The following is a 12,911-nucleotide window of genomic DNA, read 5'->3' on the forward strand; positions in this document are numbered from 1 at the left end:
CTGCGGTTACTCGTCGCAAGGCAGCACGAAGCATAAACTGAGAAGTGTTACATGATGTAATTGAAATCAGTAGCCTTGTTCAGTTTTGAGAGGACTCAAAACTCTCAGGTTCTTTGAAAACTAAATCCAGAAATAACTCAAATTGATCTTTGTTCATCGGTTGTATAACTGTTTGAACGAGACGTCAAGAATTCAATGCATACCTTTTTATGTATTTTTTAATTTTTGCGAAGAGAACCGAGTAGATCGAGGATGGGAAATGTTCGAAGGAGGGAGCGTACAAAGGTACGTGACCGACTGAGAAACATGAACCAGACGAAGAGATCCGCCGCTGATCTGAAGCAAAAAAGGATAAGTTAGAAAGGGCGCACGGTGAATGCCTTGGCACTAGGAGCCGATGAAGGACGCGACGAACCGCGATAGGCTTCGGGGAGCTGTAAGTAAGCTTCGATCCGGAGATTTCCGAATGGGGGAACCCACCATCCGTAATGGGATGGTACTGACATCTGAACACATAGGATGTCGAGAGGCAGACCCGGGGAACTGAAACATCTAAGTACCCGGAGGAAGAGAAAGCAAATGCGATTTCCTGAGTAGCGGCGAGCGAAACGGAAACAGCCCAAACCAAGAGGCTTGCCTCTTGGGGTTGTAGGACACTCAATAACGGAGTGATCAAGAAACGGAGTAGGTGAACTGTCTGGAAAGGCAGGCCGAAGAAGGTAACAGCCCTGTAGCTGAAACTTCGTTTCCTCCAGAGTGGATCCTGAGTACGGCGGGACACGTGAAACCCCGTCGGAATCCGGGAGGACCATCTCCCAAGGCTAAATACTCCCTAGTGACCGATAGTGAACCAGTACCGTGAGGGAAAGGTGAAAAGTACCCCGGAAGGGGAGTGAAAGAGATCCTGAAACCGTGTGCCTACAACTAGTCAGAGCCCGTTAACGGGTGATGGCGTGCCTTTTGTAGAATGAACCGGCGAGTTACGGTATCGTGCAAGGTTAAGCTGATGAAGCGGAGCCGCAGCGAAAGCGAGTCTGAATAGGGCGCTTTAGTACGATGCCGTAGACCCGAAACCGGGTGATCTACCCATGTCCAGGGTGAAGGTCGGGTAACACCGACTGGAGGCCCGAACCCACGCAAGTTGAAAATTGCGGGGATGAGGTGTGGGTAGGGGTGAAATGCCAATCGAACTCGGAAATAGCTGGTTCTCCCCGAAATAGCTTTAGGGCTAGCCTCGAGTGATGAGTCTTGGAGGTAGAGCACTGATTGGACGAGGGGTCCCCACAGGATTACCGAATTCAGTCAAACTCCGAATGCCAATGACTTTAACTCGGGAGTCAGACTGCGAGTGCTAAGATCCGTAGTCAAGAGGGAAACAGCCCAGACCATCAGCTAAGGTCCCCAAGTATACGTTAAGTGGAAAAGGATGTGGAGTTGCCCAGACAACCAGGATGTTGGCTTAGAAGCAGCCATCATTGAAAGAGTGCGTAATAGCTCACTGGTCGAGTGACTCTGCGCCGAAAATGTACCGGGGCTAAACGTATCACCGAAGCTATGGCAATCCCGTAAGGGATTGGGTAGGGGAGCGTTCCAAGGACAGCGAAGCTAGATCGTGAGGACTAGTGGAGTGCTTGGAAGTGAGAATGCCGGTATGAGTAGCGAAAAGATAGGTGAGAATCCTATCCGTCGAAAGCCCAAGGTTTCCTGAGGAAGGCTCGTCCGCTCAGGGTTAGTCGGGACCTAAGCCGAGGCCGAAAGGCGTAGGCGATGGACAACAGGTTGATATTCCTGTACCACCTCGTATTCGTTTGAACGATGGGGGGACGCAGAAAGGTAGGGTGAGCGCGCCGCTGGCTGTGCGCGTCGAAGCATGCGAGGCTGGAACATAGGCAAATCCGTGTTCCATAAGGCTGAGCTGTGACCGTGAAGGACCTTCGGGTCCGAAATCCCTGATCCTCCGCTGCCGAGAAAAGCCTCTAGTGAGAATACAGGTGCCCGTACCGCAAACCGACACAGGTAGGCGAGAAGAGAATTCTAAGACGCTCGGGAGAACTCTCGTTAAGGAACTCGGCAAAATGACCCCGTAACTTCGGGAGAAGGGGTGCTCTAGTAGGGTTAATCGCCCGAGAGAGCCGCAGTGAAAGGATCCAAGCGACTGTTTAGCAAAAACACAGGTCTCTGCGAAGCCGTAAGGCGAAGTATAGGGGCTGACACCTGCCCGGTGCTGGAAGGTTAAGAGGAAGGGTCATCCCAAATGGTGAGAAGCTCTGAATTGAAGCCCCAGTAAACGGCGGCCGTAACTATAACGGTCCTAAGGTAGCGAAATTCCTTGTCGGGTAAGTTCCGACCCGCACGAATGGTGCAACGACTTGGATACTGTCTCAACGAGAGACCCGGTGAAATTATAGTACCTGTGAAGATGCAGGTTACCCGCGACAGGACGGAAAGACCCCATGGAGCTTTACTGTAGCTTGATAGTGAGTGTTGGTATCATCTGTACAGGATAGGTAGGAGCCTTGGAAACCGGAGCGCTAGCTTCGGTGGAGGCGTCGGTGGGATACTACCCTGATGGTGCTGGCATTCTAACCTCGACCCGTGATCCGGGCCAGGGACATTGTCAGGTGGGCAGTTTGACTGGGGCGGTCGCCTCCTAAACAGTAACGGAGGCGCCCAAAGGTTCCCTCAGAATGGTTGGAAATCATTCGTAGAGTGCAAAGGCAGAAGGGAGCTTGACTGCGAGACCTACAAGTCGAGCAGGGACGAAAGTCGGGCTTAGTGATCCGGCGGTGCCGTATGGAAGGGCCGTCGCTCAACGGATAAAAGCTACCCTGGGGATAACAGGCTTATCTCCCCCAAGAGTCCACATCGACGGGGAGGTTTGGCACCTCGATGTCGGCTCGTCGCATCCTGGGGCTGAAGTAGGTCCCAAGGGTTGGGCTGTTCGCCCATTAAAGCGGCACGCGAGCTGGGTTCAGAACGTCGTGAGACAGTTCGGTCCCTATCCGTCGCGGGCGTAGGAAATTTGAGAGGAGCTGTCCTTAGTACGAGAGGACCGGGATGGACATACCGCTGGTGTACCAGTTGTTCCGCCAGGAGCATCGCTGGGTAGCTACGTATGGACGGGATAAGTGCTGAAAGCATCTAAGCATGAAGCCCCCCTCAAGATGAGATTTCCCATGGCGTAAGCCAGTAAGACCCCTTAGAGATGATGAGGTTGATAGGTCAGAAGTGGAAGCGTGGCGACACGTGGAGCGGACTGATACTAATCGGTCGAGGGCTTATCCTATATACATTCTTGACAATTGAGTCTATTTCGGATTTAGTTTTGAAAGAATCACTGATTCTTTCCATACCTTTCAGTGCAGACGAAGCGATTCGCCGCATCTGAAGCAAAGCGATTGACAAAGAGAAGCAAGAAGGTCGAGGATCGGAAGTGTTCGACTGAAGGAGCGTACAAGCGTACGTGACTGAAGAAGAATCACGAACGAGACGAAGAGATTCGCTGCTTATCTGAAGTCAAAAAAGAACTACGAAGAAATCCGAAGCTTATCTGAAGTAGAGTCCGGTGACAATGGCAAAGAGGTCACACCCGTTCCCATGCCGAACACGGCCGTTAAGCTCTTTTGCGCCGATGGTAGTTGGAGGCTTCCTCCCGCGAGAGTAGGACGTTGCCGGGCAACAGCAAGACACCTGAAAAGGTGTCTTTTTTGTTATGGGCAGCAAGCAAAAGAGTGCTGCTTCGAAGAAGCAGAGTTAAATGCTTATTAGGAGTATATGGAGATAAGCTCATATAAAAAACTACGTGAATAGGCTTCACTGGAAAAGCCTCATGCCCTCCTGCGAGACGTAGGGATCATTTTCGTAAAACAACATGAAAAACATCTTGAAAAAGCTTCATGCCCCACTTCCCCGTAGGAAAAGATCCCGGAGCCAGGACGTTGCCGGGCAACAGAAGACACCTGAATAGGTGTCTTTTTTTGTTATGGGCAGGAAGCAAAAGAGTGCTGCTTTAGAAAAGTAGTCGACCAGCATTAGCATTGTATTTACTCGATCTCAAATTTAAATAAGTATCTTTAATAACTTCTTGCAACTTGATAACGCCATCCATTAATATTTTTAATGTTATGTTAATTGGAGTATAGTCCCTTTAGGGGAACATAATTAAACAGCCTTAGGCATTTGAAAAATAACAAGCAGGAATTTAAGAACAGCATCTATAAATTTATAAGAATCAACTTCCATAAGAACTTCCATAAGGAGATTGGGATGAATATCAATAAATTCGTAACACCAGAGATTATTTTTGGGAGTGACGCGATAAGGCAAGCGGGGGATGCTTGCGTGCGGCTTGGGGCGAGAAAAGTATTGATTGTTAGTGATAATGGTGTAGCTAATGCCGGCTGGCTAGAAAAAGTAATGGATCTTTGCAAAGAGTCTCATTTGCCCTTTGCCACGTTTATCGACGTGACGATAGACCCGAAAGATCGCGAAGTTGAGCAAGGGTGCCGAGTGTTTGTTCAACATGAGTGTGACGCGATTATTGGGATTGGTGGAGGAAGTGTGTTAGATGTAGCGAAAGCGATTGCCATACTCGCAACGAACGGAGGGGCGATTAGTGATTATGAAGGGATTGATAAAATTAAAAAACCCCTTCCCCCGATGATTATGATTATGACAACGGCAGGATCTGGCTCTGAGGTGTCGCAGTTTTCCATCATTGTGGATTCGACTCGAAAAAAGAAAATGACGATCATATCGAAAACATTGGTGCCTGATATCGCCATTATTGACCCTTTTACACTCGTCACGAAAGACAGCAGCCTCACTGCTACAACGGGGATGGATGTATTGACGCATGCGGTTGAAGCCTATGTCAGTGTGGCGGCTACTCCGCTTACAGATGTCCAAGCGAAAAATGCCCTCACCTTGTGTGCTCAATATTTGCGCCCCTCTGTTGCCTCGAAAACAAATAAAGAAGCGAAGGAAGCGATGGCAATGGCTAGTTTACAGGCAGGGCTTGCTTTCTCAAATGCAATCCTAGGGGCGGCACATGCGATCTCACATGCAATAGGGGGGAAGTTTCCTTTGCCGCATGGAGAGATCAATGCGATTCTTTTGCCCTATGTGATGGATTTTAATTTTATCGCAGCACCTAAACGATTTTCAGACATAGCGACATGCTTAGGGATCGATACAAGAGGATTGACCGATCGTGAAGCAGGCAATGCTGCGATCCAATCCGTTAAAGAACTATCCTCTGATATTGGGATTCCAACCAAGTTTAAACAAGTCGGGTTAACAGAAATGATTGATCATATAAGCCAAGTGGCGTTAGAAGATGCGTGTATGATTACGAATCCCCGTGACATGGATATTGAGCAAGTGAAACAAGTATTAAATCATGTTTTATAGGTGGTGACTTCTAATGTTGGATAATAAACAAGCGATGATTGCTCGTTTAACAGGTGTTGATTCATCCAAAAAAACATACTACACAGAATTAAAGAAAACAGTTGAACAGCTGAAAAAAAAAACATTCAATTAGAGATCATAAATGAAGTAATGAAAAGCATTAAGGTCGATATGTCACTAGATGATATTTTAATTAATATGATTGATAAACTAAAATTGCTTGTTCACTTTGATCGACTGAGCTTTTTGATGTTAACAAATGAAACGTTAAGATTAAGTCATGTTTATCCTGAAGATCACTATTCGTTAGAAATTGGCTCAACCATTCCAAAGGCCCAGTCCCTCTATTGGTCAGCATTAGACAAAAGGCAAACGGTTCTCCAAAGTTTAACGGATACGAATCACGCTTTTTACGAGAAACCATATTTAGCTGTACTTGAGCTTAAATCCATTTTAGTCATACCCATTTACAGTAAAAACAAACGGATTGGCGTATTGAGTATCGGTCGGAAACAAGAAATAGACTGGAGCTCTGACGACCTAGCGTTTTTAGAGCAATTAACAGATCATTTAGCCGTTAGTATCGAAAATGTCGAATTATATGGTCAAGTTTTACGATCGAAACAAGAGTGGGAAGATACGTTTAAAGCAGTAGATGATATGATCGTTGTTTTCGGTCAAGAAGGAAACGTGGTTCAATTTAATGATGCGGTTCATGAGTTTCTTCAGAACCACGAATTAACCCATATTTCTGCTTTGGTTGCCCACTGTGAGCCACTTGTTAAGGAAACGTTCTACTCCGAAAAAGCAGGCCATAAGGAAATCCATCTCCGCAATCAAACCATTTGTGAGCTTTCTACGTACCCCCTTCTCAATAACGAACAGGTGATGTATGGGGTGATTGCTTATATCAAAGATGTGACGGAAAAGCGAAAAATGGAAGTACAGCTCATCCATTCTGGCAAGCTAGCGGCTATCGGTGAAATGGCAGCAGGAGTGGCACATGAATTGAACAGCCCGTTAACGGCCATTTTAGGGAATTCACAGCTTATCCTTAGAAATATGAACAATCATGATTCGTTGTTTCCACTTTTAACCGACATAAAAAATTGTGGCGATCGTTGCAAACGAATTATTAATAGCTTGCTTACTTTTTCGAGGCAGGACGATTTTGTGTTTGAGTCTTGTTCCATCAACGAGGCTGTGAATGAAACATTAAACCTGTTAAAGTATCAGTTGGAAAAAGAAAAAGTAATAATCAAAACAGAATTACAAAAAGACATCCCTTTCATTGAAGGGAACCAAGCGCAGATTGAACAAATCATTATCAACTTATTATTAAATGCTAAGGCTGCATTAGAAGAAACATTGAGGGAAAAGAAGGAAATACTCATCAAGACGTCGTTTCAATTCCATGAAGTCCATTTATCGGTTACTGACAACGGAATCGGAATTGAAGAAGAACGCCTCTCAGAAATTTTTCACCCTTTTCATACAACTAAATCGTCAAAAGAAGGAACGGGGCTAGGGCTGTCTGTAAGTATTGGTATTGCCAAATCGCATGGGGGAACGATTGAAGTTCACAGCAAATGGAATAAAGGAAGTACGTTTATATTAAAGTTGCCAACAGCTAGCGATAAGGTTGGAGGAACGATATGACAAGCATATTAATTATTGACGACGAAGTGGAGGTAGGCAACTTTCTTTCCCACTTGTTCACATCAAAAGGGTACAAGGTACGTGTTGTAAACAGTAAGAAGGAATTCGATGCGATTGATTTTGACCACCATCAGTTCCAAGGGGCAATGATTGATCTAAAGTTACCTGATGCGAATGGACTTGCATTACTTAAGCATGTTAAAAGGAGACAACCACACTGTAAAGTCATCATTATGACAGGGTACAGTACAATCAAAACAGCTGTCGAGGCAATGAAGCTAGGAGCGAGTGATTACATAGAAAAGCCTTTTGATGATATTGATTTGTTAGAAAAACAAGTGGACGACTTGCTCGTTGCCAACGGGACGTCTAATGAGCAGCGGATTCTCGATCTGGCGACAAATGTTGGCCTGATTGTGGGACATAATGAGGCCATGAGACAGGTGATTCAAACGGCTTATAAAGTAGCTGGGAAACATGTGAATGTGTTAATCGGGGGAGAAACAGGGACGGGAAAGGAAGTGTTCGCACGGTTTATACACCAAGCGAGTCAACGGTGCTATGAATCATTTATTGGAGTGAACTGTGGCGCACTGTCTGAGTCTTTATTGGAGAGTGAACTTTTTGGGCACGAAAAAGGTGCGTTTACGGGAGCTACACAAAAACGAAAAGGTCTTTTTGAAATTGCCAGCAAAGGAACGTTGTTTCTGGATGAAATAGCGGAAGCATCCACTTCGATTCAAGTGAAACTTTTGCGTGTCCTCGAAACCCGCGAGTTTATGCGTGTAGGTGGAGAGCAACCGCTACACACAAACGCCCGCTTGCTTGCTGCAACGAACGAAGACCTTCAAGAAGCCGTTCAACAGAAAAAATTTAGAGAAGATTTATTTTATCGATTAAACGTGGTTCATTTAGAAATTCCGCCGCTTAGGGACAGAAAAGAGGATATTCCCTTATTAATTGAACACTTTTTAAAACGATATCCTAGTATGGAAGTTTCTTTTTCAGATGGGGCTTTAGAAATGTTGCAAAGCTACGAGTGGCCTGGCAACATTCGAGAATTATCAAACTACATTACAAGGATCGTCACGTTTGCCGATTCAGGTCATGTGAACATCACTGCGGATCATCTACCTTTTGCAAAGCAACGTTCTGTCACTTTAAAGAAGCGAACAGCTAATGATCATACCGAAACGCCGGGGACGGGGATGGACAACTTTATCGAAAAATGGCGGGATGACGCTTTAAGCTTTTACTCGAAAAAAGAAGTGATAAATTTGGAAGAAGTTCTTGCCCAGCTTAAACAGTTGGAGTCACAACTCGGCAAAGCTCTTGTTCTACAAACGTTAGAAACCACCCATGGAAACCGAAAAGAGGCGGCGAAACGGCTACAAATTTCGATGAGAAAGCTTCGATATCTTTTAAATGAAAAACGAAATACGGAATAGCAGCCAAAGAACTCTTTTTTTAAGGGGTTCTTTTTTTGGCTAGTCCCGTTTGAGTCGGTTTAACGGAAAATTGTCATGTTTTGTCCGTCAAGTTGGCTAAAAATAGCCGATTTTTTGGCCCAAAGAGAAGAGACTTGCTGAAAAAGAAAGCGCTTTTATATTGGCATGGTTCTTGCTTTTATAAAGGTAACCAAAATGAGGGGAGTGTTTTTACATGAGTAAAACAAGCGAACGAAGAATGATGAAAGCGGCGGTCGTTAATCAGTTCAATCAACAATTAGAGATTAAGGAAGTTCCGGTACCTACCGTGGAGTATGGAGAGGTGCTTGTCAAAATTAAGGCTTGCGGTGTTTGTCATACAGACTTGCATGCCGCTCATGGAGATTGGCCAGTAAAGCCAAAGCTTCCTCTTATTCCTGGTCATGAGGGAGTAGGTATTGTAGAGGAAATAGGAGAAGGGGTCACTTCGATAAAGGTAGGAGATCGGGTCGGCATTCCGTGGCTTTACTCTGCATGTGGAGAGTGTGAGTATTGTTTAACAGGCCGTGAGACGTTATGCCCTGACCAATTAAATGCAGGTTATTCAGTGGATGGGGGATATGCAGAGTATTGTAAGGCGCCTGCCAATTATATAGTGAAAATACCTGAGAATCTTGATTTTGCTGAAGTGTCCCCGATTTTTTGCGCAGGGGTGACGACTTACAAAGCATTAAAAGTAGCCGATGCCAAAGCCGGTGACTGGGTTGCCATTTATGGAATCGGTGGATTGGGTCACGTTGCTTTGCAGTACGCAAAAGCAATGGGCTATAACGTCGTCGCTGTCGATATTATGGAGGACAAACTTGAATTAGCAAAACGTCTTGGAGCTGATTTAACAGTCAATGGACTTCAGGTAGACCCTGTTCAAGAAATAAAAGAAAAAGTGGGCGGAGTTCAAGCAGCTATTAGCGTGGCAGTCACAAAAAAAGCATTTGAGCAAGCTTACGGATCTGTTAAAAGAGGAGGGACATTAGTCGTTGTGGGCCTTCCAAACGATGAATTGCCCATTCCGATTTTCGATACGGTGCTAAACGGTGTAACCGTGAAAGGCTCAATCGTAGGGACGCGCAAAGACTTGCAAGAATCGATTGAATTTGCAGCACAAGGGAAAGTGCGAACCAACATCGAAACACAGCCGCTCGATAAAATTAACGAAGTGTTTGAAAGAATGGAGAATGGAAAAATTAACGGTCGTGTTGTGTTAACAATTGATGAAACCGCTTAACTGGGAGGGAAAACAATGTCACAAGTGCCAACAGGCGAAAACAGCTTAAAGACTAGGTTAGTGTCGTTTTTAAACGGCGGATCAAAGAAACTATTGATCAATGGAGAATGGGTTGATGCCGTATCTGGCCAAACGTTTGAGACGATGAATCCAGCAACTGGTGACACGTTGGCCATTGTGGCAGAAGCAGGACAAGAGGATATCGATTCTGCGGTCAAAGCTGCACGGAAGGCGTTTGATGAAGGGCCTTGGTCAAAAATGAGCGCGGCAGAAAGAAGTCGTCTTATCTACAAACTAGCTGATTTAATAGAGGAGCATAAAGAAGAGCTCGCTCAGCTAGAGACTTTAGATAATGGCAAGCCGATTCGCGAGACGGCCAATGCGGATGTTCCATTAGCGATTGAACATTTTCGTTATTTTGCCGGATGGGCAACAAAAATAGTAGGACAAACGATCCCAGTGCAAGGGAATTATTTCAATTATACGCGCCATGAAGCAATTGGTGTCGTTGGTCAAATCATTCCTTGGAATTTCCCATTATTGATGGCCGCGTGGAAACTTGGTGCCGCCCTTGCTACAGGTTGTACGGTTGTATTAAAACCAGCCGAGCAGACCCCGCTGTCTGCCTTGTATTTAGGGGAATTGATCAATGAAGCGGGATTTCCAAAAGGGGTTGTCAACATTGTTCCTGGATTTGGACATTCGGCAGGAACAGCAATTGTCAATCACCCAGCTGTCGATAAAGTCGCTTTTACAGGCTCTACAAATGTTGGAAAATTAATTATGAAACAAGCGAGTGAATCTTTGAAGAGGGTGACACTGGAACTCGGTGGCAAGTCTCCAAATATCATTTTACCTGATGCTGATCTTTCGAAGGCCGTTCCTGGATCACTTATGGGAATTATGTTCAACCAAGGCCAGGTGTGCTGCGCAGGGAGTCGATTGTATGTCCAAAAGAAACAATACGATCATGTCGTTGCTGACCTAGTGTCGTTAACAAAGAAAATTAATCAAGGGGATGGGCTGTTAGAACACACGACAATGGGGCCTTTGATTTCGACTCAGCAACAAAAGCGCGTGAAAAATTATATCGATCGTGGCGTTGAGGAGGGGGCAGAGCTATTAGCCGGCGGGACCATTCCATATGACCAAGGGTATTTTGTCTCCCCAACTATTTTTGCTGACGTAGATCATTCCATGACGATTGCAAAGGAGGAAATTTTTGGACCGGTTGTGGCCGCGATGCCGTTTGAAAGCGTCGATGACCTAATTGGTAAAGCGAACGATTCGGATTATGGGCTAGCTGCTGGTGTTTGGACACAAGACATTAAAAAAGCCCACTACATTGCCCACCGAATCAAAGCGGGGACCATTTGGGTGAATTGCTATAATGTATTTGATGCAGCCAGCCCGTTTGGCGGTTACAAACAATCGGGGATTGGCCGAGAAATGGGAAGCTATGCATTAGACAATTATACGGAAGTAAAAAGTGTCTGGGTCAATATGGATTAAACCGTAAATTCGGGAGAGAAGCGATCATCTACGCTTTTCTCCTTCTTTTTATTTTTGCGACCATCATACATGCCACGGGACCCGGCTATTACGCCGGTTTTTTGCTGTTTATTTGCGTTCGTATGTTTATAACCATTTTTTATTCACCAAACGGTAAAGAAGAGGCATAGTCTAATGGAAAGCAGCGGGCTTCTCGATTTTTTGCCCGATCGACAGACGGTTCGTACTGCCCGAGTTAAAATAACAAGGTCCACCATGGTACTAGAAGTCGCTATTCCCATATAGGCAAACAATGAATGGTATAATAAAAATACGTAGAAAAAGGGAGGCGCAAAATGAAGGAATTTGCCGAACCGCTTTACCCAGAAATAGCCCGATTGCCTCATGAAGAAAAATTATTCCAATTAAAAGCTGTAAGACGGTTAAAGTTGTTGTCCCATTACGGAGCAGGTTCATTGGTTTCTCCAGTTGTGCATTCACGTTTTGAACATACGGTCGGCGTTTGGAAATTAGCAGCCCATTTTCAACCAGATAATAACGAATTGCGAGTTGCATCGATACTGCATGATATTGGGCATTTGCCGTTTTCCCATAGTGTCGAAAAAGCCCTTGGTTTTGATCATCATGAGTTGACGGCGAAGCGCATTCACTCGCCCCTTATTACCGCTGTGTTATTAGAAGCAAATATCGATTTGGATAAAGTTATGGCCTATCTCGATCATCCTGGGCCACTAACAGGCACACATACGGTAATGGGGTTGGACCACTTGGACAGCTTTTTAAGGGATACGTACATGGCTGGCACGAATCGTGTCCACCCGTGGGAACTGGTTAAACAGATGGAGTGTACGGAATCAGGAGTGGCATGTGGCGAAGAAACCGCATTACAGTTGATGGAATTAGTTGTCCGTGCCCATGAATGGATGTGCGCGCCAACGTTGCTTGCAGCTGATGCAGTTCTTGCCGAAGCGATTCTTTGTGACTGGGCGGAAGTCGGCGATGACCGCGATGTGTTTGCTGAACTAACGGATTGGGACGTCCTGTCCGTCTTAAAAACATCGCCATCGGTACGGGCAAGAATGTGGATACGTACGTTGCTTGAAGAACCCCATAAACTTCTTGTGCGTGAAGGGGCGAGCGGATCAGGCATCCCGATCAGCGTAAGAAAATTATATGCCAAAGCGCCTTTGGTTAACGGCAAGCCTTATTTCGATACGATTCAGGAGGATCTTTCCACAAAATTGCAGGCGTTCGTCAAAACTTATGAAGTCATCGATTTTTCGGTTGTCGCAGATCATGTTTAACATTGGCCAAACACCAATTCGAGTTGTTTTTCATAAGATGGATAAACGTCTATATGTATAAAGGCACTCTTTATGGCGACACTTATAGTGGAGGTGGCATAAAGGTGGCAACAACAACGAAAACCGTTTATATTAAAGGAAAGCGTAGCTGTGGCGTCTGCCAATCTATGAAAGAAGCGGGTTTGTCATTAGGATCGTTATTTTTGTGCCAAGACTGTGAGCAAGAGATCATGCGATTGGAACCTGGCGAAGACGCTTATCAAACATGCGTAGATGCGTTAAAACGATTGTGGAATTGAAAAATGCGCCATT

General features: G+C 45.3%; 7 protein-coding genes and 2 rRNA genes. All 9 read left to right on the forward strand.

All coding sequences use genetic code 11. The features are described 5' to 3' along the window. Positions 1-349: 349 nt before the first annotated feature. A 23S ribosomal RNA gene (locus V5G21_RS09440) occupies positions 350-3,286 on the forward strand. Positions 3,287-3,561: 275 nt separating this feature from the next. Beyond that, a 5S ribosomal RNA gene (rrf, locus tag V5G21_RS09445) occupies positions 3,562-3,677 on the forward strand. A 589-nt stretch (positions 3,678-4,266) separates the two neighbouring features. Continuing rightward, positions 4,267-5,412: an iron-containing alcohol dehydrogenase gene (locus tag V5G21_RS09450; RefSeq protein ID WP_035202121.1), complete on the forward strand. Its 1,146-nt coding sequence runs from the start codon at positions 4,267-4,269 to the stop codon at positions 5,410-5,412. Positions 5,413-5,562: 150 nt separating this feature from the next. Continuing rightward, complete coding sequence (locus V5G21_RS09455) at positions 5,563-7,071, forward strand: sensor histidine kinase (RefSeq protein WP_011244908.1); 1,509 nt, start codon at positions 5,563-5,565, stop codon at positions 7,069-7,071. Beyond that, complete coding sequence (locus tag V5G21_RS09460; protein ID WP_011244909.1) at positions 7,068-8,519, forward strand: sigma-54-dependent transcriptional regulator; 1,452 nt, start codon at positions 7,068-7,070, stop codon at positions 8,517-8,519. Before V5G21_RS09455 ends, V5G21_RS09460 begins: the two co-directional genes overlap by 4 nt. 241 nt (positions 8,520-8,760) lie before the next feature. After that, positions 8,761-9,783: an alcohol dehydrogenase AdhP gene (gene adhP, locus V5G21_RS09465; protein WP_035202189.1), complete on the forward strand. Its 1,023-nt coding sequence runs from the start codon at positions 8,761-8,763 to the stop codon at positions 9,781-9,783. A gap of 15 nt (positions 9,784-9,798) precedes the next feature. Next, a complete protein-coding gene (locus tag V5G21_RS09470) occupies positions 9,799-11,295 on the forward strand; it encodes an aldehyde dehydrogenase family protein (RefSeq protein WP_011244911.1) in 1,497 nt (498 codons plus the stop codon). A gap of 335 nt (positions 11,296-11,630) precedes the next feature. Further along, positions 11,631-12,599, forward strand: coding sequence for an HD domain-containing protein (locus V5G21_RS09475; RefSeq protein ID WP_095238844.1), 969 nt, complete (start codon positions 11,631-11,633; stop codon positions 12,597-12,599). Positions 12,600-12,703: 104 nt separating this feature from the next. Next, the gene (locus tag V5G21_RS09480; RefSeq protein WP_035202132.1) at positions 12,704-12,898 is read left to right on the forward strand and encodes a sigma factor G inhibitor Gin; all 195 of its coding nucleotides are present in this window, start codon (positions 12,704-12,706) and stop codon (positions 12,896-12,898) included. Positions 12,899-12,911: the final 13 nt, after the last annotated feature.

This window comes from Shouchella rhizosphaerae, assembly GCF_036700015.1.
GTDB lineage: Bacteria > Bacillota > Bacilli > Bacillales > Bacillaceae_D > Shouchella > Shouchella rhizosphaerae.